20 protein-coding genes are annotated in these 22,717 nt (G+C 62.1%); 17 read left to right on the plus strand and 3 right to left on the minus strand.

Translation table 11 applies throughout. The annotated features are described in order from the left end of the window. Positions 1-119: 119 nt before the first annotated feature. From AB4072_RS05215 to epmA, 3 genes are read right to left on the minus strand one after another with little or no spacing between them, the layout of a single operon-like run. Positions 120-1,172 carry an LLM class flavin-dependent oxidoreductase gene (locus AB4072_RS05215; protein WP_441965980.1) on the minus strand — a complete coding sequence of 351 codons (1,053 nt, stop codon included), beginning with the start codon at positions 1,170-1,172 and terminating at the stop codon, positions 120-122. A gap of 12 nt (positions 1,173-1,184) precedes the next feature. Continuing rightward, the gene (locus tag AB4072_RS05220) at positions 1,185-2,252 is read right to left on the minus strand and encodes a lysine-2,3-aminomutase-like protein (protein ID WP_441965981.1); all 1,068 of its coding nucleotides are present in this window, start codon (positions 2,250-2,252) and stop codon (positions 1,185-1,187) included. Next, on the minus strand, positions 2,249-3,301 hold the full coding sequence (epmA, locus tag AB4072_RS05225) for an EF-P lysine aminoacylase EpmA (protein WP_441965983.1): 1,053 nt from the start codon (positions 3,299-3,301) through the stop codon (positions 2,249-2,251). The genes AB4072_RS05220 and epmA overlap by 4 nt, the downstream gene beginning before the upstream one ends. Positions 3,302-3,455: 154 nt before the next feature. Between epmA and efp the strand changes: the two genes are divergently transcribed. The 17 genes from efp (at position 3,456) to rseP (ending at position 22,687) form a co-directional block, all read left to right on the plus strand. After that, the gene (efp, locus tag AB4072_RS05230; protein ID WP_441965985.1) at positions 3,456-4,022 is read left to right on the plus strand and encodes an elongation factor P; all 567 of its coding nucleotides are present in this window, start codon (positions 3,456-3,458) and stop codon (positions 4,020-4,022) included. Positions 4,023-4,217: 195 nt separating this feature from the next. After that, entirely contained in the window at positions 4,218-4,706 is a 489-nt protein-coding gene (locus AB4072_RS05235; RefSeq protein WP_441965987.1) for a YciE/YciF ferroxidase family protein, read from the plus strand. Positions 4,707-4,846: 140 nt separating this feature from the next. Then, positions 4,847-6,052, plus strand: coding sequence for an aminotransferase (locus AB4072_RS05240; protein WP_441965989.1), 1,206 nt, complete (start codon positions 4,847-4,849; stop codon positions 6,050-6,052). Between the two features lie 97 nt (positions 6,053-6,149). Continuing rightward, complete coding sequence (locus tag AB4072_RS05245) at positions 6,150-7,256, plus strand: Ppx/GppA phosphatase family protein (RefSeq protein ID WP_441965991.1); 1,107 nt, start codon at positions 6,150-6,152, stop codon at positions 7,254-7,256. Positions 7,257-7,285: 29 nt separating this feature from the next. Then, on the plus strand, positions 7,286-7,951 hold the full coding sequence (locus AB4072_RS05250; protein ID WP_441966542.1) for an RlmE family RNA methyltransferase: 666 nt from the start codon (positions 7,286-7,288) through the stop codon (positions 7,949-7,951). Positions 7,952-7,976: 25 nt separating this feature from the next. After that, entirely contained in the window at positions 7,977-8,915 is a 939-nt protein-coding gene (locus AB4072_RS05255) for a Gfo/Idh/MocA family protein (protein ID WP_441965993.1), read from the plus strand. Between the two features lie 563 nt (positions 8,916-9,478). Next, on the plus strand, positions 9,479-12,952 hold the full coding sequence (gene dnaE / locus AB4072_RS05260; protein ID WP_441965995.1) for a DNA polymerase III subunit alpha: 3,474 nt from the start codon (positions 9,479-9,481) through the stop codon (positions 12,950-12,952). 269 nt (positions 12,953-13,221) lie between these two features. Continuing rightward, positions 13,222-14,193, plus strand: a complete 972-nt coding sequence (locus AB4072_RS05265) for an ABC transporter ATP-binding protein (RefSeq protein WP_441965996.1) — start codon at positions 13,222-13,224, stop codon at positions 14,191-14,193. Then, positions 14,190-14,951, plus strand: a complete 762-nt coding sequence (locus AB4072_RS05270; RefSeq protein WP_441965998.1) for an ABC transporter permease — start codon at positions 14,190-14,192, stop codon at positions 14,949-14,951. The genes AB4072_RS05265 and AB4072_RS05270 overlap by 4 nt, the downstream gene beginning before the upstream one ends. 184 nt (positions 14,952-15,135) lie before the next feature. Then, the gene (locus AB4072_RS05275) at positions 15,136-16,149 is read left to right on the plus strand and encodes a 30S ribosomal protein S2 (RefSeq protein ID WP_441966000.1); all 1,014 of its coding nucleotides are present in this window, start codon (positions 15,136-15,138) and stop codon (positions 16,147-16,149) included. Between the two features lie 109 nt (positions 16,150-16,258). Beyond that, entirely contained in the window at positions 16,259-17,188 is a 930-nt protein-coding gene (gene tsf, locus AB4072_RS05280; protein ID WP_441966002.1) for a translation elongation factor Ts, read from the plus strand. A gap of 136 nt (positions 17,189-17,324) precedes the next feature. Then, a complete protein-coding gene (gene pyrH, locus AB4072_RS05285) occupies positions 17,325-18,038 on the plus strand; it encodes a UMP kinase (protein ID WP_441966004.1) in 714 nt (237 codons plus the stop codon). A 58-nt stretch (positions 18,039-18,096) separates the two neighbouring features. Next, on the plus strand, positions 18,097-18,657 hold the full coding sequence (gene frr / locus AB4072_RS05290) for a ribosome recycling factor (protein ID WP_441966005.1): 561 nt from the start codon (positions 18,097-18,099) through the stop codon (positions 18,655-18,657). A 32-nt stretch (positions 18,658-18,689) separates the two neighbouring features. Next, positions 18,690-19,457 (plus strand): isoprenyl transferase, encoded by a 768-nt coding sequence (locus AB4072_RS05295; protein ID WP_441966006.1) that lies wholly within the window; start codon positions 18,690-18,692, stop codon positions 19,455-19,457. 2 nt (positions 19,458-19,459) lie between these two features. Continuing rightward, entirely contained in the window at positions 19,460-20,317 is an 858-nt protein-coding gene (locus AB4072_RS05300) for a phosphatidate cytidylyltransferase (protein WP_441966008.1), read from the plus strand. Between the two features lie 8 nt (positions 20,318-20,325). Then, entirely contained in the window at positions 20,326-21,504 is a 1,179-nt protein-coding gene (gene dxr, locus AB4072_RS05305; protein WP_441966010.1) for a 1-deoxy-D-xylulose-5-phosphate reductoisomerase, read from the plus strand. 19 nt (positions 21,505-21,523) lie between these two features. Further along, complete coding sequence (gene rseP / locus AB4072_RS05310; RefSeq protein ID WP_441966012.1) at positions 21,524-22,687, plus strand: RIP metalloprotease RseP; 1,164 nt, start codon at positions 21,524-21,526, stop codon at positions 22,685-22,687. The last annotated feature ends 30 nt before the right edge of the window (positions 22,688-22,717 follow it).

Genomic DNA, 22,717 nt, shown 5'->3' on the forward strand with positions numbered 1-22,717 from the left:
TGAGGAGCAGCCGAAGGCTGCGTCTCGAAGCCTCATCCTGAGGAGGTCACGCAGTGACCGTCTCGAAGGAGGTTCCAGAGTGCACCGGAATCGCCCTCGTCTCGGGTAGACGCGCACCTTCAGGCCGCTGCGCCCTTGCGGCTCGCGATTTCCTTGCGGATGACCGGCGCAACCTTCGTCCCGAAGAGCTCGATCGCTTTCAGCAGCTTGGCGTGAGGCACGGTGCCGATGCTGAACTGGATGAGAAAGCGATCGTGCTCGAAGAACTCGTACTGATACAAGATCTTGTCGATGATCTCCTGCGGGCTGCCGACAAGGAGCGCGCCGCGTAGATCCCGCTCCCGGTCGAATTGTTGGCGCGTGGCCGGTGGCCAGCCGCGCTCGCGCCCGAGCTTCGTCATCACCTGAAGATAGGCCGGCAGGAAGGTCTCAACGGCCTCCTGCGTGGTTTCCGCGAGAAAGCCGTGGGAGTTGATGCCGACGGGCAGCATTGCGGGATCGTGCCCGCCCCGCTGCGCGGCTTCCCGATAGAGATTGACGAGAGGCGCGAAGCGCTCGGGTTCGCCGCCAATGATGGCGATGGCGAGAGGCAGACCTAACACACCCGCGCGCGCCACGGATTGTGGCGTGCCGCCGACGGCGATCCAGATCGGAAGCTCCTTCTGCTCAGGGCGTGGGTAGACGGCGAGGCCGTCGAGCGGCGCGCGGAGGTGGCCGGACCAGGTGACGCGCTCTTCGCCGCGGATCTTGAGCAGAAGGTCGAGCTTCTCCGAAAAGAGTTCGTCGTAATCGTCGAGGCTGTAGCCGAAGAGGGGGAAGGATTCGATGAAGGAGCCGCGCCCCACCATGATTTCCGCGCGTCCGTTGGAGAGCAGGTCGAGCGTCGCGAATTGCTGAAACACGCGCACCGGATCGTCCGAACTCAGCACGGTCACCGCACTCGTCAGACGAATGTTCTTCGTCCGCGCGGCAGCGGCCGCCAGCACGACGACGGGAGCCGAGGCGGCATAGTCCGAGCGGTGATGTTCGCCGACGCCGAAAACATCGAGGCCGACCTGATCCGCAAGCTCGATCTCCTCGATCAGGTTGCGCAGGCGCTGGCCCGAGGAAATGGTTTGACCTGATTGAGGATCCGGAGTCGTTTCAGCGAAGGTGTAGATGCCTAATTCCATGGATAACTTTCTTCAGATTGAGCTCGGTCTTTCCCGATCCGGCGGGTAGGCGTGCGCCCGTCCGCGATAATCGATGATTGTGCAGGCTCCGTTGTCCGCCATCTCGACGGCATTCGTTCCAAGCGGCGCCTTGCCGTGACCTCCGGGAATGTCGAGTACGTAGGTCGGTTGGCACAGGCCTGAAATCCGCCCGCGCAGACTTGCGACAAGCGCCTGCCCTTCCGCGATGGAGAGTCGGAAATGCTCCGTGCCTGGGGCAAGATCGGGATGGTGCAGGTAGTAGGGTTTGATCCGGGCTTCGACGAAGGCGCGCATGAGGGCGGCCAAGGTGTCGGGGTCGTCGTTCACACCGCGCAGAAGCACCGATTGGCTCACCATCGCCACGCCTGAATCGACAAGACGGGCGCAGGCGGCGCGGGCTTCGTCCGTGAATTCGCGCGGGTGATTGGCGTGAAGCGCCACATAGGTCGTCTTGTCCGATGCTTTGAGCGCCGCGATGAGATCGGCATCCACGTGTTCGGGATCGACCACCGGAACGCGGGTATGGAAGCGCACGACCTTCACGTGATCGATGACCGCAAGCCGTTCCATGATCTCGGTGAGACGGCGCGGTGAGAGCACGAGCGGATCGCCGCCCGTGAGGATCACTTCCCAGATTTCGGAATGCGCCGCGATATACGCGAACGCCGTCCCCATGGCATCGGGTGACAACGTGCCGAGCCCTTGCGGCCCCACCATCTCGCGGCGGAAGCAGAAACGGCAATAGACCGGGCAGACATGGACCGCTTTCAGCAGAACCCGGTCGGGATAGCGATGGACGATGCCCTCGACCGGGCTGTGCGAGAGATCGCCGATGGGGTCGGCCCGCTCGTCGGGCGTCTGATGCAACTCGGCACTGTCAGGGACGAACTGGCGCGCAATCGGGTCGTTCGGATCCTGGCGGTCGATGAGAGCCGCGATAGTGGGGCTGATCGCGATGGCATAACGCTCAGCCACGCGGTCGATGTCCGCGAGCCGCTCCGGCGACAAAAGCTCCGCCTTCACCAAATCCCGTGCCGTTTTCAGCGTGCGCGCGCTCATCGTGCCGTCTCCGGCACGGGAGCCCAGAGCACCTGATCGATACGCGATGCGCCCGTGGCAAGCATGACTAGACGGTCGAAGCCGAGAGCGATGCCGCTGGCTTCCGGCATGATCGCGAGGGCCGCGAGGAAATCCTCGTCCAGCGGATAGTGCTCCCCGTAGACGCGCATCTTCTCGGCCATTTCCTCCTGGAAGCGGCGGCGCTGCTCGGCGGCGTCGGTCAATTCGCCGAAGGCGTTGGCGAGCTCGACGCCGCAGGCATAAAGTTCGAACCGTTCCGCGACGCGCGGATCGCGCGCTGAGGGGCGGGCAAGGGCGGCTTCCGCGACCGGGTATTCATCGAGAATCGTGGCGCGGCCATGACCCAGATGAGGCTCGACCCGTTCCACGATGACGCGGCTGAAAAGGTCCGACCAGGTGTCGTCCTCGGCCCCCCGCAGGCCCGCCGCGCGCAAGGCCGCTGCCAGACCGTCGCGGTCGGTTTCGCCGGAACTATCGATGGTGGCGAGAAGGTCGATGCCCGCGTGGCGCCGGAACGCCTCTGCGACACTCAGGCGCTCCGGCGCGAGCGATGGGTCAACTGTCTTCCCGCGAAAGGTGAGGGCGCTCACGCCCGCCACTTCGGCCGCTAAGCCGAGAAGGGTCGCACTATCCTGCATCAGGCTCTCGTAGGATTGTCCCGCCCGATACCATTCGAGCATCGTGAATTCGGGGTGGTGCAGAGGCCCGCGCTCCCTGTTGCGATAGACGTGGGCGAAGCAGAATAGGCGCGGTTCGCCCGCCGCGAGCAGTTTCTTGCAGGCGAATTCGGGCGATGTGTGGAGAAAAAGAGGAGCGCGCGACCCGTCGAGCCCGATGGCCTCGGTCGCGAACGCGTGGAGATGGGCCTCGTTGCCGGGGGAGGTCTGAAGCGTTGCCGTATCGACCTCGACGAAGTCCCGCTCCTCGAAAAACCGCCGGAAAGCGGCCTGAATCCGGTTGCGGATCATGAGAAACGGGCGTCGGTCCGCGTGAATATCGGGCGTCCACCAGGGCGAGGGGGCGGGCATGGGGTCTTTTTCGTCCTAAAAGTAATACTGGCTCACGACTGGCGATTTTCCCGCAGATGGGTTAGGTGCGGCATTGAAATGTCTCGCGCAGCTTGAGGCCGGATGGTCCGGCTCCTTCGCAGCGCGCCTACCTCTGTCATAAGGAAGCCTCCCCGTGAAGGTCATCGCCTCTTCACTTCGCAAAGGCAATGTCGTCGATATCGACAGCCGTCTTTACGTGGTCCTGACCGCCCAGAACATCCATCCGGGCAAGGGCACGCCCGTCACGCAGCTCGACATGCGCCGTATTTCGGATGGTGTGAAGATCTCCGAGCGCTACCGCACCACCGAGCAGGTCGAGCGCGCCTTCGTGGAAGATCGCGACTTCTCCTATCTCTATCAGGATGGCGAAGGCTTCCACTTCATGAATCCTGAAAGCTACGAGCAGGTTCCGGTGTCGGAAGACATCATCGGCGATCAATCCGCCTATCTGCAGGAAGGCATGGTCGTGAAGCTCAGCCTTCACAACGGCCTTCCGATCGCCATCGAACTCCCCGCCCGCATCGTGCTCGAGATCACCGAGACCGAGCCGGTCGTGAAGGGCCAGACGGCCTCGTCCTCCTACAAGCCCGCCATTCTCTCCAATGGCGTGCGCACGCTCGTCCCGCCGCATATCACCGCCGGCACCCGCGTCGTCATCATGACGGAAGACGGTTCCTACGTGGAACGCGCCAAGGACTAACGACTTAATCCAGGCACCGAACGTCAGGGCGTCTTCGCCTTGATCAGGCCGGCGCGTTTCGTGCCGGCCTTTTTCGATGGTGCCCGAGGGCAACCTGAACCTCGCGGGCAGTGAGGAGATTGCGACTATCGCCTGAAGCACAGACAACGACGTCTCTCCTCGGTGCCCTGAAAGCCTGAACAAGGAGGCAGTCACATGAATGTCGCGACCTTCCGTGAAATGTACAAAGCCGAACTTCAGGAACTGTGCAGCGCCGAGGCACAGCTCGCCGAGGCATTGCCCAAGATGGCGGAAAAGGCTCATCACCCGGAGCTCAAGCAGGCTCTCCAGGCGCATGCGGTGGAAACCCGCACGCAGCAAACGCAGCTTGACGAACTTGTGCGGCATCACGGCGCCAAGCCGCGCGAGCACGTGGACCAGTCGATGCAGGCCATGCTGCGGGAGACCGACAAGTGGGCCGGCATGATCGACGATCCGAACCTGCGGGATGTCGGGCTGCTCGCGTCGGCGCAGCGGGTCAAGCACTATGAGATCGCGGTTTACGGTTCCCTTGCCACGTGGGCGAAGCAACTCGGGCTGGATGACGATCTGAAAACCCTCCTTGGCAGCCTGGGCAAGGAGAAGCGAGCGGACGAGACTTTGACCGCCTTGGCCAAGCGCGTCGTCAATCCGGCCGTGGCGTAAAGGCTTCGAACTGTTTCCTGTGCGACTTGAGAAACGCGGTCCTTGAGGCCGCGATCCCATGCTGAAGTAGTCAGCTCTTCCCCTCTATGGTTTGGTTCAGGCATGATTCTCTTCGGAAAACCGAAGTCCGGACCATACTCTTGCGTCTGATCCTCTCCTTCAAAGGCTCCATCATGCTCGCACCGATCAATCCTCTCGTTGCCGATGTTGGAAGCCCGCCGATTCCGGAAGCCCAGGCCTGGACGGCCCGCTATGACGGCTCCTACGGCAAACTGATCAATCTTTCCCAGGCCGTGCCCGGAACGATGCCCCATCCAGCCGTGCTGGAGCGTCTCGCGGCTGCGGCGGGCTCGGCCGCCACCGCCAAATACGGCCCCATCGAAGGGGATAACGATCTGCGCGCGGCCTATGCCAACGAACTCGTGCGCGTCTATGGCGGCARCATTCACAGTGCGGATACGGCGATAACGGCTGGCTGCAACCTCGCCTTCTTCGCGACCATGATGATGCTGGCGCGCCATGGCGACGCCGTGCTCCTGCCGACACCCTGGTACTTCAATCATCAGATGAGTCTCGACATGCTCGGCATCGAACCGCGTCCGCTGCCATGTCGAGCGGAGAACGGTTTCGTGCCGCGCGTCGAAGATGCGGAACCGCTTCTCGATGAGAAGGTGAAGGCCATCGTTCTCGTCACGCCGAATAACCCGACCGGTGCGGTCTATCCGCCCCACGTGATCGAGAGTTTCGCTGCGCTTTGCCGTAAACGCGGAATTTATCTCGTGATCGACGAGACTTATCGCGACTTCCTGCCGAAAGGCGTGAACCACGCACACGCGCTGTTCGAGAGCGCCGACTGGCGCCAGACAGTGATCCAGCTCTATTCGTTCTCGAAGGCTTACGCGATTCCCGGTCACCGTACGGGCGCGATTACGGCTGACGCAGGACTGATCAATCAGGTCGCGAAGATTCTCGACTGCATCCAGATCTGCCCGCCGCGCACGGCGCAGATGGCGCTGCCCTGGGCCATCGACGGCTTACGCCAATGGCGCGAGGACAACCGTGCCGAGATCAACGAGCGCGCTGAAGTCTTCTCCCGTGCACTCGCACCGTTCCCTGAGTGGAAAATTGAATCCATCGGCGCGTATTTCGCGTATTTGCGTCATCCGTTCGAGGGCAAGACCTCCCAGGCCGTCGCGGAAAAGCTCGCGACCGAGCGCGGTGTTCTATGTCTGCCGGGAAGTTATTTCGGGCCGGGGCAGGAAAACCATCTGCGCGTTGCCATCGCCAATGTGGGCGCGGATGTGCTGCGCGAGTTGACCGCGCGTTTCCAGGACTTTCGGGTCTGACTGAGGCAGGATGTTCCTGGCTGCCCTTGGCGATGCACGACAGGGTTGTTACTGTCATGCTGCGCAGGGCCAGTTCGTGGCGCGTAAGGATTGACCCTTGACCACCAAAACGGATGCAATCGCTGAGCCTGGAGACCAACGGACGACGTCCGTCGGCGGCCCGGGCTGGGTTGGATCCTGGAATCGCGATTCGGGTCATCACCGGCGGCGGCATTACTCGGACAGCTATGCCGCGCTCGATCTCGGCACCAACAATTGCCGCCTCCTGATCGCGGAGCCTGCGCATTTCGGCTTTCGCGTCGTGGACGCGTTTTCGCGGATCGTGCGTCTCGGCGAAGGCTTGGGGCACGGCAACCATCTGAGCGGAGACGCCATCGAGCGCACGATCGAAGCCTTGCGGGTGTGCCGCGACAAGATGGAAGCGAAAGAAGTCCGCCGCGCCCGTCTTGTGGCAACGGAAGCCTGCCGTTTGGCGGAAAACGGGCGGGACTTCATCGAGCGCGTCCGCACCGATCTCGATCTCGAACTGGAAGTGGTGGATCGGCAGACGGAAGCCTATCTCGCGGTGACCGGCTGCGCTTCACTTGCGGATCCTGCGGCCGAGTCCATCGTCATCTTCGATATCGGTGGCGGTTCGACGGAAATCGCGTGGCTCGACGGAAAGGCGGGCGACGCCCATTCAGACCCTTGTCATCGCATCCAGGCTTGGGATTCGCTTCCTGTAGGCGTGGTCACGCTTGCCGAGCGTCATGGCGGCGTCAATGTGACGCGGGAGAGTTTCGAGGGCATGGTGCACGAGGTCTCGGATCTCTTGCGCGATTTTGCGGGAGCTGCCGCCAAAGCGTCCTCCGCACGCGGATTTCACTTGCTCGGCACGTCGGGAACGGTCACGACGGTGGGCGGAATCCACCTCGGGCTTCCGCGCTATGATCGTCGTCGCGTCGACGGGCTGTGGATGCGAGACCGCGAAATCACGAAGGTGGTCGACAGGCTCATCGATACGAGCCTGGAGGAACGGGCGGTCCAGCCTTGCATCGGCCGCGAGCGTGCCGATCTTGTGCTGGCGGGCTGCGCGATCTTGGAAGCGATCCGCCGATCCTTCCCCTCCGAGCGCCTGCGCATCGCGGATCGCGGGCTGCGCGAGGGAATTTTGATGAACATGATGCGCGAGGACAATGTCTGGCGTCAGGAGAGCCAAAGGTGAGTGAGAAGGCCTCGACAGGCGTCCGCAACATGAAGCAGAGGGTGAAGACCGCGAACAAGCGGTCTCTTTCCTCGCAGAAATGGCTCGAACGTCAGCTCAACGATCCTTATGTGGCGCGCGCCAAGCGCGAGGGCTATCGCTCGCGTGCGGCGTTCAAGCTGCTCGAGATCGACGAGAAATATCATTTGCTCAAGCCCGGCCAGCGCGTGGTCGATCTCGGCGCTGCGCCCGGTGGCTGGGCGCAGATCGCGGCGAATAAGGTCGGCGCGAAGGGCAAGGTTGTCGGTATCGATCTTCTGGCTATCGATCCGCTCCCCGGTGTCGAATTCATCCAGCTCGACTTTCTGGACGAGAGCGCGCCGCAGAAGCTCGTCGATCTTCTCGGCGGCCAGGCCGATATCGTCATGTCCGACATGGCAGCCAACACCACCGGCCACAAGAAGACCGATCACCTGCGCATCATGGGGCTCGCGGAAGCGGCGATCTATTTCGCGCGCGAGATTCTGGCGCCGGGCGGAGCGTTCGTCGCCAAAGTGTTTCAGGGCGGCACCGAAGGACAGCTTCTGGCCGATCTCAAGCGCGATTTCGCCGTGGTGCGGCACGTGAAGCCCGCCGCGAGCCGATCGGGTTCGGCGGAACTCTATGTGCTGGCGACGGGTTTCCGGGGCAGGGCGGAAACCATTCCCGAGGCTTGAACCTCCGTCCGAGACGGAGGGCCGGATGGCGACGCACAACATCGGCATCATCGGCTTCGGCAAGATCGCGCAGGATCAGCATCTTCCGGCAATCAAAGGTAATCCCGCCTTCGATCTTCTGGCTGTTGCGAGCAAGCGCGGTCTGAAGCCCGACGAGGCGAAGCACACCTTTCAGGATTATCGGGAGATGCTTCGAGCCTTGCCCGATCTCGAAGCGGTGAGCATCTGCACGCCGCCGCAGGTTCGGCACCAGATCGCTCGCGACGCATTGCTGGCGGGCAAGAGCGTTCTTCTCGAAAAGCCACCCGCCGCGACTTTGAGCGAGCTCGAGGATCTCAAGGCCATCGCCAAGCGGACGGGCGTCACGCTGTTCGCCACCTGGCACGCTCAATACAACCACGCCGTCGATGAGGCGCGCGCTATTCTTGCCGGACACAAGGTCAAACGCCTTGTCGTGAACTGGAAGGAGGACGTGCGCCATTGGCACCCGGGACAGCAATGGATCTGGCAGGCCGGCGGCTTCGGCATTTTCGACCCCGGCATCAACGCGCTTTCGATCCTCACCCGCATTCTGCCGGAGCCGATTTTCATCCAGCAGGCGAAGTTGCAATTCCCGTCGAACCGGGATGCGCCGATCGCCGCCGATCTGGTCTTTTCCTCGGGCGATGCCGGTGAGGATCTTCAGGCGCATTTCGACTGGCGCCAGACCGGCCCGCAGACCTGGGACATCGAGATCGAGACTGCCGACGGCAAGCATCTCGATCTGGCAGAAGGCGGCATCCGGCTCGCAATCGATGGCAAAGCCATCGTTGAAGAGCCTTCCGAGGAATACGAGGGGATTTACGCCCGGTTTGCGAGGCTTCTCGACAGCAAGCAGTCCGACGTTGAGGACACCCCATTCCGCCTCGTCGCGGACGCTTTCATGGTGGGGCAGCGTGTGACGGTGGAGCCCTTCATGGATTGAGGGGAGGCGCAGTTCTCACATCTCCGTCATTCCGGGGCGAGCGTAGCGAGAGCCCGGAATCCATAGCCGCTGCCATCGCCGAATAAGCGGACCCGCGCCGCTCTTCCCTGAGCTGTCGCGGCTATGGGTTCCAGGCTCCGCTTCGCGGCCCCGGAATGACGGGAGTACGCATTCGCAGAAACATTGGCCGCCCGTTCAAGCGATGAGCACGCCCGCAAACCTCACTTAACGTTTCGTTGACTCACCCATCAATGCGGGTTTTCCAATACTTTACACAGAACATACAACGAACAATAATGAACATTATAGGAACAACGGAGGAAGACATGCTTCGCGCTTTGATCGAAACCACTGCCGAAATCACGTCCTTGTTCATCTTCGGAAGTGCTGTCGCCATCTGGGCCATGCTGCTCTCGCCCATGGCTTGATCCCCGTTCTCCACACTTGTCCAAAGGATGTGGGGTGGGGATAGCGGGCGCCGGTTTCTGGGAGTGGGCGACTTTGTTCTAGTGAGCGGGTGCGCCCTCATGCGAAAATGTGCGCTATCGTGAGTCGGGTTTTTCATGTCGCGCATTCTCCAAGAAGTCGGTTTCGTGCATCTGCACGTCCATTCGTCCTATTCGCTCCTCGAAGGCGCGATGAAGGTCGAGTATCTGGCGAAGCTCGCGGCGGCGGATAAACAGCCCGCGCTCGCGCTGACCGACACCAACAATCTGTTCGGCGCGCTGGAATTTTCGCAGAAACTTTCCGGCATGGGTATGCAGCCCATCGCGGGTCTTCAGCTCTCGGTCAGCTTCGAGGAGCCCGATCCTGCCGCGCGTGTGCAGCCGCAGCCGGCGGACATCGTTCTGCTCGCACAGACGGATGAGGGCTACCGCAACCTCATGCGGCTTGCGAGCCGGGCCTATTTCGATGTGCCGCTCGGCGATGCGCCGCAAGTGGCTGCCGCCGCTCTCGCCAATCACTGCGAAGGCCTCATTGCGCTCACCGGCGGCTGGAGCGGGCCGCTCGATGCGGCCTTGCGCAATGGCGGTCGTCAGGATCTCGCACAGGCGCGGCTCGATATCCTCAAGCACGCCTTCGGCCATCAGCTCTATGTGGAAGTCCAACGCCATTCCTTCGACGGGCAGCGTCTGATCGAGGGCGAGCTGATCGCGCTTGCCGATCGTAACGGATTGCCTATCGTCGCCACGAACGAACCCTTCTTCAAATCGCCCGGAGATTTCGAGGCGCATGACGCGCTTCTTGCCATCGCGGCGGGCCGTCTCGTGTCGGACGAGAACCGCCGCCGCGTGACGCCGGACCACCATTTCAAAACCCGCCAGCAGATGATGGAACTGTTCCACGATCTGCCGGACGCCTTGCAATCGAGCGTCGAGATCGCGATGCGTTGCGCCACGCGCGTCAACACGCACAAGCCGATCCTGCCGAGTTTCGGAACGGGCGCCGATGCCGCGACCCTGGACGAGGGCGAGGAACTGCGCCGTCAGGCAGAGGAGGGGCTGGAACTCCGTCTTGCCGCGCACGGACCCGCGCCGGGATTGACAGAGCAGGATTACCGCGACCGTCTCGCCTTCGAGATCGGCGTCATCCAGCGCATGAAGTATCCCGGCTACTTCCTGATCGTTGCCGACTTCATCAAATGGGCGAAAGATCACAACATCCCGGTGGGGCCGGGCCGTGGTTCGGGCGCGGGTTCGCTCGTCGCCTACGCGTTGACGGTGACCGATCTCGATCCGCTCCGCTTCGGCCTTCTGTTCGAGCGCTTTCTCAATCCGGAACGCGTCTCGATGCCCGATTTCGATATCGACTTCTGCGTCGATGGGCGCGAGCGCGTCATCGAATATGTGCAGCAGCGCTATGGCCACGAGCAGGTGGCGCAGATCATCACCTTCGGTACGCTGCTTGCACGCGGCGTGATGCGAGACGTCGGCCGGGTACTCGAAATGCCCTATGGCCAGGTGGACAAACTCACCAAGCTGGTGCCGCAAAATCCGGCAAACCCGGTGACACTGGACCAAGCCATCGAGGGCGAGCCCAAGCTCCAGGCTGCTCGCGATGAAGAACCCATCGTCGCGCGTATGCTCAACGTGGCGCAAAAGCTCGAAGGGCTGCATCGCCACGCCTCGACCCACGCGGCGGGCGTCGTGATCGGCGACCGTCCGTTGCAGGAACTCGTGCCGCTCTATCGCGATCCGAAAACCGGTATGCGCGTGACCCAGTTCAACATGAAATGGGTCGAGCAGGCGGGCCTCGTGAAGTTCGACTTCCTCGGCCTGAAGACCCTTACGGTGTTGCGCACTGCGGTCGATCTCATCGCGCGGCGGAATATTACGGTCGATCTCTCGGCGCTGCCGCTCGACGACAAGAAAACATACGAAATGCTCCAGCGGGGCGAAACGGTCGGCGTGTTCCAGGTGGAAAGTGCCGGCATGCGCAAAGCCCTCGTGGAGATGGAAGCGGACCGTTTCGAGGACATCATCGCGCTCGTGGCACTCTATCGCCCAGGCCCGATGGCGAACATCCCGGTTTATTGCGCGCGTAAACTCGGCAAGGACGAGCACAACAAGAAGGATTGGTATTCGCATCCGAAGCTCGCGCCGGTTCTGGAAGAGACCTTCGGCATCATCGTCTATCAGGAGCAGGTGATGGAGGTGGCGAAGGTCCTCTCGGGCTATTCGCTCGGCGACGCCGACCTTCTGCGCCGCGCCATGGGTAAGAAGATCAAGGCCGAGATGGATGCGCAGCGCTCGCGCTTCGTTTCCGGCGCGACCGGCCCCGATCTCGACAAAGGCAAGGCGAATGAGATCTTCGATCTTCTCGCCAAGTTCGCCGATTACGGCTTCAACAAGAGCCACGCGGCGGCCTACGCGCTCGTCGCTTTCCAGACGGCTTACCTGAAGGCGAATTTCCCGGTCGAGTTCATGGCGGGGTCCATGACCTTGGATCTCGACAACACCGACAAGCTCGCGGAATTCCGGCGCGAGGCGCAGCGCCTCGGTATCAAGGTGCTGCCGCCCTCCGTCAATCGCTCGGGCGTGGTGTTCGACGTTCGCTTCGATGCTGAAGGAAACGGTTCGATCCTCTATGCGCTCGCCGCCATCAAGGGTGTCGGGCGTCAGGCTATCGAAAGTCTCATGGAAGCACGCGGCGATAAGCCGTTCAAGGATCTCGCGGATTTCGCGCGGCGCATCAACCCGCGCCAGCTCAACAAGCGCACTCTCGAAAATCTCATCGCCGCCGGCGCGCTCGACGAGTTGGAGCCGGATCGCGCCAAGGCCCATGCCTCCATCGACGCGATGATGAGCCTCGCGCAGCAGGCGGCGGAAGCCGCGAATGGCGGCATGAGCGACATGTTCGGCGGGGTCGCCTCGGACGACGTGCAATTGCGCATTCCGTCATATGAGTCCTGGCCCGCTTCCGTGAGGTTGCAGAAGGAGTACGATGCGGTCGGCTTCTTCCTCTCCGGCCACCCGCTCGATGAATACGGCGAATTGCTGAAAAAGCTGCGCGTTCAGACCTGGGCCGATTTCTCCCGCTCGGTGAAGGCGGGCAATTCGGTCGGCAAGGTCGCGGCCACCATCCTCGACCGGCAGGAGCGCCGCACCAAGAGCGGCAACAAGATGGGCATCCTCAACCTGTCCGATCAGACCGGACATTTCGAGGCGATCATTTTCTCCGAAGGGCTGATGCGCCTGCGCGAGGTTCTGGAACCTGGCAACGCCGTCGTGCTCACGCTGCAAGCCGGCGTCGAAGGCGAAGAAGTGCGCGCGCGCATCGGTATGGCCGACCCGTTGGATGAAGCCATCGCCAAACACCAGAAGGGCATGCGCATCTTCCTGCGTGACGAGCGTCCCATCGCCAGTGTGCACGAGCGTCTGAAGGCACGCGGGGAGGGCGAGGTTTCGCTGGTTCTCATTCTCGACGAGGGCGAGCGCGAGGTGGAAGTCAAACTTCCCGGCAAGTATCTCGCCTCTCCGCAGATCGCAGGCGCGCTCCGCGCCGTGCCGGGCGTGGTGGACGTGCAGATGAATTGATGATGCATTGCCGAATGCCGAAAGCGTTCCAGATCGTGTACGCCCCTCCACCCGTCATGGCCGGACCTGATCCGGCCATCCACGTCTTGGACGAGTGAGTCGTGGCACGCAAAGGCGTAGATGGCCGGGACAAGCCCAGCCATGACGATACTCCCCGTCATTCCGCTGCGAGGCCATGGAATGACGGTGGCAGGCGGTTTCACCGTTTCCGGTGGGAATGACACCGGAGGAGGTTTCTGTGCGAGCGTGTTTCGTGCTAGCAGCTCCCCATGAAACCTCTCGACAACAGACACGCTCCGCAATCCGGCGACGCGAATGGCCCGATCATTCGCGTCTCGGGTCTCGATAAGACCTACGCGTCCGGTCTTCACGCGCTCCGGCAGGTCGATCTCGAAATTCGCCGGGGGGAGATCTTCGCGCTTCTCGGGCCGAACGGAGCCGGCAAGACGACGCTGATCGGCATCATCTGCGGGATCGTCAATCCGAGTGCGGGCGTCGTTCTGGCCGATGGGCATGACATCGTGCGGGACTATCGCGCCGCTCGTTCGAAGATCGGCCTCGTTCCACAAGAGCTTTCCACCGACGCCTTCGAGAGCGTCTGGGACACCGTGAAGTTCAGCCGGGGCCTTTTCGGCAAGCCGTCCAATCCCGCCTATATCGAGAAAATCCTCAAGGATCTGTCTCTTTGGGAGAAAAAGGACAGCAAGATCATGACTTTGTCCGGCGGCATGAAGCGCCGGGTCATGATCGCCAAAGCGCTCTCTCACGAGCCGACGATCCTGTTTCTCGACGAGCCGAGTGCCGGCGTCGACGTGGAATTGCGGCGTGACATGTGGAACATGGTGCGGGCTTTAAGGGAAAACGGCGTCACCATCATTCTAACCACCCACTACATCGAGGAGGCCGAGGAGATGGCCGACCGGATTGGGGTGATCAACAAGGGTGAAATCATCCTGGTCGAAGACAAGGCCGTGCTGATGCGCAAGCTCGGCAGGAAGCAGCTCATTCTGCAACTGCAGAAGCCTCTGGAGACTCTCCCGCCGACCTTGGCCAAGTACGATCTCGAATTGTCCGAAGGCGGCCTTCAGCTCGTCTATAATTTCGATACGCAGAACGAGGAGGCTGATATCGCCGGTCTTCTGCGGGGGCTTGGGGAGCAAGGGATCGAGTTCAAGGATCTCCAGACGTCGCAAAGCTCCCTGGAGGATATTTTCGTCGATCTGGTCAGGGGGCGGGCATGAACCTTTATGCGATCAAGGCCATCTATCTTTTCGAGCTGGCGCGCACTTGGCGGACGTTGATGCAGAGCATCGCCTCGCCGGTGATCTCGACATCTCTCTATTTCATCGTCTTCGGCTCGGCCATCGGCTCGCGCATCGCCGACATCGACGGCATCAGCTACGGCGCCTTCATCGTGCCCGGGCTGATCATGCTCTCGATCCTGACGGAGAGCATCTCGAACGCGTCGTTCGGCATCTACATGCCGAAATTCTCGGGCACCATCTACGAACTCCTGTCGGCCCCGGTGTCTGCGATCGAAACCGTGATCGGCTATGTGGGCGCGGCCGCGACCAAATCGATCATTCTGGGCACCATCATTCTTGTGACCGCGCGGCTGTTCGTGGATTTCTCCATCAGCCACCCGTTCTGGATGGTGGTGTTTCTCTTCCTGACCTCCGTCACCTTCAGCCTGTTCGGCTTCATCATCGGCATCTGGGCGGACAGTTTCCAGAAGTTGCAGGTCGTGCCGCTGATGATCGTGACGCCGCTCACCTTCCTGGGAGGGAGCTTCTATTCGATCAACATGCTGCCGCCCTTCTGGCACACGGTCGCGCTGTTCAATCCCGTGGTCTACCTGGTGAGCGGGTTCCGCTGGAGCTTCTATGGCATCTCGGACGTGAATGTGGGGATCAGCCTCACCATGACCCTGATTTTCATGTTGGCCTGCCTGACGGGGGTCTGGTGGATCTTCAGGACCGGCTACCGGCTCAAGGCCTAAGCGGCGGGGAGGGTGCCGCCCCGATCGGGAGGGAAGGGCGCTTTTGACTTGCCTTCGGGCGATTCCTGGCCTATACGCGCGCCCATCCCACACGCGGAGTTGGCCTCATGTCTGAATGAGGCTTCTGGTGCCGGTCTCGAAAAAGACCGGGCATGCTCCGCGGAGGCTCAACCGGAGAATACCTATGTCGCTTCCTGAATTCTCGATGCGCTCGCTGCTCGAAGCCGGCGCTCACTTCGGCCACCAGGCCCACCGCTGGAACCCCAAGATGTCCCCGTACATCTTCGGTACCCGCAACAACATCCATATCATCGACCTCGCCCAGACGGTTCCGTTGCTGCACCGCGCCCTTCAGGCCGTGAGCGACACCGTGTCCAAGGGCGGTCGCGTGCTGTTCGTCGGCACCAAGCGTCAGGCAGCCGATGCGGTCGCCGATGCGGCCAAGCGCTCGGCACAGTATTATGTGAATGCTCGCTGGCTCGGCGGCATGCTCACCAACTGGAAGACCATTTCGGGCTCGATCTCGCGCCTGCGCAAGGTCGACGAAATCATCGCTACCGGCGGCCATGGCCTCACGAAGAAAGAGCGTCTGATGCTCACCCGTGAGAAGGACAAGCTCGAGCGCGCCCTCGGCGGCATCAAGGATATGGGCGGCACGCCCGACCTGATCTTCGTCATCGACACCAATAAGGAGCAGCTGGCGATCAAGGAGGCTCAGCGCCTCGGGATCCCGGTGGCTGCCATCGTCGACACGAACTGCGACCCGGACGGCATCACCTTCCCGGTTCCGGCCAATGACGACGCCGGCCGCGCTATCGCTCTCTATTGCGACCTGATCGCCCGCGCCGCTCTCGACGGCATCTCCCGTGGCGCCGGCGCCATGGGCATCGATGTGGGTGCGTTGGAAAACCCGACGCAGGAAGAGCTTCCGGCTGCTGCCGATCTCGGCGCTTCGGAAGGCGAGGCTTTCGAGCGTCTTGCCGCTCCGCGCGGCGCTCCGGACGATCTCACCAAGCTGACGGGCGTCGGTCCGCAGCTCGAGAAGAAGCTGAACGAGGCTGGCATCTTCCATTACTGGCAGCTCGCCGCTGCAAATGCAGGCGATGTCGCCGCTCTCGACAAGGATCTCAAGCTCAATGGCCGCCTCGAGCGCGATGGCTGGATCGGCCAGGCCCGTGCTCTGATCGACGCAGCCTAAGGCTTAGTCGGCGCCATCCTAGCGGTGGTGCCCCTTGCATGAATTGATCTAGCCCGGCGTTCCCTGAGCGCCGGGCTCCCTAATATGTGAACCCGAGAAAGGAAGAGCCATGGCGACTATTACCGCTGCGATGGTGAAAGAGCTGCGCGAGGCGACCAGCGCCGGCATGATGGATTGCAAGACCGCTCTGGCTGAGACCGACGGCAACATGGAAGCCGCGATCGACTGGCTCCGCAAGAAGGGCCTCTCGAAGGCTGCGAAGAAGGCCGGCCGTGTCGCGGCAGAGGGCCTCGTCGCGGTTGAATCGTCCGGCCACACCGCCACGATCCTCGAAGTGAACTCCGAGACCGACTTTGTCGCCCGTAACGATTCCTTCCAGGCTTTCGCTCGCGAAGCCGCGAAGATCGCTCTCAACGGCAACGGCACCATCGAGGGCCTCGAAGCCGCTCACTTCCCCGGCTCGACCACGACCGTGAAGGATCGCCTGCAGGAGCTGATCGCCACCATCGGCGAGAACATGAGCCTGCGCCGCATCTCGAAGCTTCAGGTCTCGAAGGGCGTCATCGCGTCCTACGTCCACAACGCGGTCACCGAAGGCCTCGGCAAGATCGGCGTGCTCGTCGCGCTTGAGTCGGAAGGCGACGTGACGGTTCTCGGCACGCTCGGTCGCCAGATCGCCATGCACATCGCCGCGACCAACCCGGTCGCCGTCGATTCCACCGGCGTCGATCAGGCGACGGTCGAGCGCGAGAGCGCGATTCTTCGCGAGAAGAACGCCGGCAAGCCCGACCACGTCCTTGCGAAGATCGTCGAGAGCGGCCTCAAGAGCTACTACAAGGAAGTCACGCTCATCGAGCAGGCTTTCGTGCACGATCCCTCGAAGTCCATCGCCCAGGTGCTGAAGGAAGCCGAAGGGAAGGCCGGTAAGCCGGTCACCCTCACGGGCTTCGTTCGCTACGCTCTCGGCGAGGGCATCGAGAAGGAGGAAGCTCCTGACTTCGCCGCCGAGGTCGCTGCGGCGGCCGGCGTAAAGGCCTAAATCGAACGACGACAAACGGCGGCTCTTCAGCCGCCGTTTTCATGAGAGGCCTCGCACGATCCTTTCGAAAAGCGGTTCCCGGTTTTTCAGATCGTGCGAGAGTAAACCCCCTAAAAGAAAATAAGAGAGGTCTGCAGTGGCACGATTCCGGCGCATTCTGGTGAAGCTTTCGGGAGAAGCCTTGATGGCTCCCGATGGATACTGGCTCGATCCGCAGACCCTCTCCCGTCTCGCCGAAGATCTCGCCAACGCCACCCGCGCCGGATTCGAGATCGCCCTCGTGATCGGTGGCGGTAACATCATTCGTGGCGCACGCATGAGCACGGCGGGGTGGATCGACCGCCCGACCGCCGATTCCATGGGCATGCTCGGCACGGTCATGAATTCTCTTGCCATCGAGACGGCGCTGAACGCCGCGGGCGTTTTTGCGCGCACCATGTCGGCGGTGTCCATGCCGACGATCTGCGAAACCTATGCACGCCAGCCTGCCTTGCACCATCTGGACAAAGGGCAGGTGCTGGTGCTAGCGGGCGGCACGAGCAACCCGTTCTTTACGACCGATACCGCCGCCGTCCTGCGTGCGGCCGAGCTTCGCTGCGACGCGGTGCTGAAAGCCACGCAGGTCGATGGAGTCTACAGCGCCGATCCGAAAAAGGATTCGAATGCGACCCGGTTCGACCGTCTGACCCATGACGAGGCCATTGCCAAGGATTTGAAGGTGATGGATACCGCCGCCTTCGCCCTGGCGCGGGAGAGCCGGATTCCGATCATTGTCGGCTCCGTCCACGCACCGAGCTCTGTGACGGCTATTCTTCAGGGCGATGTGCCGTCCACCGTTGTCGCCCCTTGATGCCGAAGCGCGGGCAGCGTAAGCCCGTGTCCAAAGTATGCCTTGAGGAAAATACACCATGACCACGACTTTCGACCTTGGTGACGTGAAGCGCCGCATGCAGGGCGCGATCAATGCGTTCAAGAACGACCTTGCGAGCCTGCGCACGGGGCGTGCTTCGCCCAATCTCCTCGATCCGTTGCAGATCGACGCCTACGGCTCCCTGATGCCGATTTCGCAAGTTGCGACGGTGAGCGTGCCGGAGCCGCGCCTGCTCAGCGTCCAGGTTTGGGATCGCGGCATGGTTGCAGCTGTCGAAAAGGCGATCCGTGAATCCGATCTGGGGCTCAACCCCCAGACCGAGGGCCAGATCATCCGCTTGCGCATTCCGGAAATGAACGAGCAGCGCCGCAAGGAAATGGTGAAAGTCGCCCATAAATACGCGGAAGAGGCGAAAGTCGCCGTCCGCCACGTGCGCCGCGACGGTCTCGACCTGCTCAAAAAGCTCGAAAAAGATCACGCGATCAGCGAGGATGACGGCAAGCGTCACGCGGATCAGGTCCAAAAGGCCACCGATCAGTTCGTTGCCGAGGTCGACACCCTTGCCGCGGCCAAAGAAAAGGAGATCATGCACGTCTGACCTGTTCGGGCGTGCATCGAGTTCGAGATTTCATGAGCGGAGAAGCCAAGCTTTCGGTTCCATCCTTTGCTCTCCGCGATACGGGCGGCGAGGTGCCGACGCATGTCGCCATCATCATGGATGGCAACGGCCGCTGGGCCGCGAAACGCGGGCTTCCCCGGTTCGAGGGCCATCGACGTGGCGTCGAGGCGATCCGCCGGGCCGTGCGCAGCGCCATCGATCTCGGGATCCGCTATCTCACTGTCTACAGCTTCTCATCCGAGAACTGGCGGCGTCCGGCTCAGGAAGTCTCCGACCTCATGGGGCTTCTCAAGCGGTTCGTGCGGCACGATCTCGCTGACCTTCACGCCAACAATGTGCGGGTCAAGATCATCGGCGAACGGGAAACTCTCGCTCCCGATATTCGCGCTCTGCTTGATGAGGCCGAAAGCCTGACCCGCGACAACACCGCTCTGACCCTCGTGATCGCTTTCAATTACGGCGGCCGGCAGGAAATCGCTCATGCCATGCGTGCTTTGGCTGAGAAGGTGAAAGCGGGTGAACTCGATCCCGCCTCCATCGATCTCGACGCCATCGAGGCGCATCTCGATACGCGGGGCATCCCCGATCCGGATCTCGTCATTCGAACTTCCGGCGAGCAGCGGGTGTCGAATTTCCTGACGTGGCAGACGGCTTATTCCGAATTCGTCTTCACCCCCGAGTTCTGGCCCGATTTCAACGACGAGATCTTCAGAGCGGCCCTCGACGAATATCGTCGGCGGGATCGCCGGTTCGGCGGTCTGAGCGCTCAGGCCGTCTGACCATGGCGATGGGTGAGGGTGGCGCGACAAAAGCGGGGGGCATTGGGTTGGTCTCAAGCGAGCTTGGAAAGCGCGTCGTTTCCGCAATCGTCCTGATCCCGATCGCGCTGGCCGCCGCCTATCAGGGCGGCTGGGCCTTTGCCCTGTTCTGGCTCGCCGCCGGTATCGCGACGGCCTGGGAATGGACCAATATGACGCGGGTCGAATCGCGCCGGCCCGTCCAGGCGGTGCTTGGCGTCGGCCTTGTCGTTCTCACGGTTCTTCTTTTGACGAATGCCTCGTTCATCGCCTTCGTCGGCGTTTGCGCGCTGACCCTTCTGGCTGCCGCTCTCTTGGCGACCGGGCAGGAGAGCCGGTTCTGGGCCCTGACCGGCTTTGCTTATGCGGTCGTTATCACTCTCGTGCCGCCCATCGTCAGGGAACATCCGAATCTCGGGCTTGCCGGGTTGCTGTGGATGTTCGCGGTCGTGTGGTCGACCGATATCGCAGCCTATTTCACCGGGCGGTCCCTGGGCGGGCCGAAATTGTGGCCCCGGGTCAGCCCGAAAAAGACCTGGTCTGGCTTCTGCGGTGGGCTTCTGGCGGCGGCAATCGCCGGGTTTCTGGTGGCCTGGAGTGTTCAGAAGCTGGGCTTGATGCCTCCTTTCAGCCTTAGAAATGTGGTGATGCTGTCCCTCGTCGCCTCCGTCGCGAGCCAATTGGGCGACCTTGGCGAATCCGCCCTCAAGCGCCATTTCGATGTCAAGGACTCGAGTCACCTCATTCCGGGCCATGGCGGCGTCATGGATCGGCTCGACGGGTTCTGGGCTGTCGCCCTGATCCTGAGCATCGTGCTGCTGATCATAAGGTTTGCGTCTTAAAAGCTTTCATGACCCGTTCTCTCACCATTCTCGGAGCCACAGGCTCGATCGGCCGCTCGACGGCCGATGTCGTTCTGGCTCAACCCGATCAGTTTCGCGTGGAAGCCGTTGTCGGCGGTAAGGACGCCAAGGCCCTTGCCGCCATGGCAAAGCGCCTCGGCGCGAGGTTCGCCGCTCTTGCTGATGAGGCGGGGCACCACGACTTGCGTTCCGAGCTCGCGGGTTCGGGCATCGAGAGCGGGGCAGGCGATGCCGCTCTAATCGAGGCGGTGGACCGGGAAAGTGACATCGTGCTCGCCGCCATTAGCGGCACCGCCGGGCTTCGCCCGACCCACGCGGCCCTGAAGCCTGGGCGGAGAATCGCTCTCGCCAACAAAGAAAGCCTGGTTTGCGCCGGCAAGGCCTTCATGGCTGACGCCCGCCGTATCGGCGCGCAGATCATGCCGGTCGATTCCGAACACAACGCGCTAGATCAGGCGCTGGCCGCCGGTCACGGCAAGGATGTGGAAAAGGCGATCATCACGGCGACCGGCGGCCCATTCCGCACCTGGAGCCGGGAGCGCATCGCCGCCGCGTCGCCAGCCGAGGCCGCGGCGCATCCGGTCTGGTCCATGGGGTCGAAGATCAACATCGATTCTTCGACCTTGATGAACAAAGGTCTCGAACTCATTGAGGCGCATCATCTTTTCGATATCGATGCTGATCATCTCGACGTGCTCGTCCATCCCGAAGCCATCGTGCACGGCCTCGTGCAATGGAGCGACGGCGCGCTGACGGCGGGACTCGCCTTGCCCGACATGAAGGTGCCTATCGCCAACGCCCTGCGTCATCAGCAACGCCTTGCAATGGATCTTCCCCGTCTCGATCTTGCCGCTATCGGGCGTTTGAGCTTCGAGATGGCCGACGAAGAGCGATTCCCGTGCCTTGCGGCGGCAAAGGCTGCGCTCAAGGCCGGAGGGTCGATGCCGACCGTTCTGAACGCCGCGAACGAGATCGCAGTGGCGGCTTTCATGGCCGGCAAGATCCGATTTTATGATATATATAAAATCGTTGATGGGGTTTGCTCATCTTTTGTCGCAAGGCGGCTCGATGCTCCGGCCACCGTCGCCGAAGCGCTGGCCATCGATGGCGAAGCGCGGCGCGCCGCCTCCGCCGCCCTCAATGAGACTGTGATAGCGTCGGCCTGACGGCGCGAAAGGAACGGTTATGGATCTGCTCGCAACTATTGGCGGGGCGACGAACTCCTTCCTCCTGACGATTGTCTCCTTCCTGATCGTCCTTGGAATCGTCGTCTTCATTCACGAGTTCGGCCACTTCTGGGTCGGGCGCCGCTGCGGCGTCGGCGTGACGGCCTTTTCCGTCGGCTTCGGGCCGGAGCTTTTCGGCTGGAACGACAGGCACGGCACGCGCTGGAAGATTTCGGCGATTCCCCTCGGCGGCTATGTGAAATTCGTGGGCGACTTGAACGCGGCCAGCGTGCCGGACAGCCGGGAGGTCCAGCGGATGTCGCCGGAGGAGAGGGCGGTCAGCTTCCCCTTCCAGAGCGTCACCAAGCGCGCGGCCATCGTCGCGGCGGGGCCGATTGCCAACTTCATTCTCGCCGTCGCGATCTTCTCCGGCCTCAATTACGTCTCCGGCCGACAGGTCATCGAGCCGCGCATCGAAATGATTCAGCCGAACAGCGCCGCCGAACGGGCCGGATTCAAGCCGCACGACTTTATCCTTTCCATCAACGGCAGCACCATCGAGACCTTTGCCGACATGCAGCGGTGGGTCAGCGCCAGTGCCGGGGATACCCTGCATTTCGTGGTGGATCGTGAAGGAAAGCAGGTCGCGCTGGACGCGGTTCCCGACTTGAAAGAGCAGAACACGCCGTTCGGCAAGCAGCGGATCGGGCTTCTCGGCCTTCAGGCCTCCCGCGATCCGGCTTCGATCAAGACCCTGACCTATTCGCCCCTTGGGGCCGTAAAGGCGGGGGCTCTCGAGACCTGGTATGTGGTCGACCGGACCTTCGATTACATGGGCAAACTGATTTCCGGCCGCGAATCGGCGGATCAGCTCTCCGGTCCTATCCGGATCGCCCAGGTTTCGGGCCAGGTGGCGAGCCTCGGCGGGGTCGCGGGATTGATCAGTCTTGTGGCGGTTCTGTCCGTATCGGTAGGCCTTATTAACCTATTTCCCGTTCCGCTCTTGGATGGCGGGCATCTTTTATTTTACGCTATTGAGGCGGTTCGTGGTCGGCCCCTGAGCGAAAAGGCCCAGGAAATCGGCTTCCGGATCGGTTTTGCCATCGTGGCGATGCTCATGTTGTTCGCGACTTGGAATGATATTGTTCACCTTGGTGCAACATTTGTGGCCCGCGGGACGTGACAAGGACGCCACGCTAGGCAAAAATGACAC

Source organism: Microvirga sp. 2MCAF38, from assembly GCF_052115485.1.
Lineage (GTDB): Bacteria > Pseudomonadota > Alphaproteobacteria > Rhizobiales > Beijerinckiaceae > Microvirga.

Coding starts and splice junctions, on each gene's coding strand:
- epmA (WP_441965983.1), bottom strand. CDS start 3,301: ATGCCCGCCCCCTCGCCCTGGTGGACGCCCGATATTCACGCGGACCGA.
- rseP (WP_441966012.1), top strand. CDS start 21,524: ATGGATCTGCTCGCAACTATTGGCGGGGCGACGAACTCCTTCCTCCTG.
- AB4072_RS05275 (WP_441966000.1), top strand. CDS start 15,136: ATGTCGCTTCCTGAATTCTCGATGCGCTCGCTGCTCGAAGCCGGCGCT.
- AB4072_RS05255 (WP_441965993.1), top strand. CDS start 7,977: ATGGCGACGCACAACATCGGCATCATCGGCTTCGGCAAGATCGCGCAG.
- AB4072_RS05250 (WP_441966542.1), top strand. CDS start 7,286: ATGAAGCAGAGGGTGAAGACCGCGAACAAGCGGTCTCTTTCCTCGCAG.
- AB4072_RS05265 (WP_441965996.1), top strand. CDS start 13,222: ATGAAACCTCTCGACAACAGACACGCTCCGCAATCCGGCGACGCGAAT.
- AB4072_RS05295 (WP_441966006.1), top strand. CDS start 18,690: ATGAGCGGAGAAGCCAAGCTTTCGGTTCCATCCTTTGCTCTCCGCGAT.
- frr (WP_441966005.1), top strand. CDS start 18,097: ATGACCACGACTTTCGACCTTGGTGACGTGAAGCGCCGCATGCAGGGC.
- AB4072_RS05235 (WP_441965987.1), top strand. CDS start 4,218: ATGAATGTCGCGACCTTCCGTGAAATGTACAAAGCCGAACTTCAGGAA.
- tsf (WP_441966002.1), top strand. CDS start 16,259: ATGGCGACTATTACCGCTGCGATGGTGAAAGAGCTGCGCGAGGCGACC.
- AB4072_RS05215 (WP_441965980.1), bottom strand. CDS start 1,172: ATGGAATTAGGCATCTACACCTTCGCTGAAACGACTCCGGATCCTCAA.
- AB4072_RS05270 (WP_441965998.1), top strand. CDS start 14,190: ATGAACCTTTATGCGATCAAGGCCATCTATCTTTTCGAGCTGGCGCGC.
- dxr (WP_441966010.1), top strand. CDS start 20,326: ATGACCCGTTCTCTCACCATTCTCGGAGCCACAGGCTCGATCGGCCGC.
- AB4072_RS05300 (WP_441966008.1), top strand. CDS start 19,460: ATGGCGATGGGTGAGGGTGGCGCGACAAAAGCGGGGGGCATTGGGTTG.
- AB4072_RS05220 (WP_441965981.1), bottom strand. CDS start 2,252: ATGAGCGCGCGCACGCTGAAAACGGCACGGGATTTGGTGAAGGCGGAG.
- dnaE (WP_441965995.1), top strand. CDS start 9,479: ATGTCGCGCATTCTCCAAGAAGTCGGTTTCGTGCATCTGCACGTCCAT.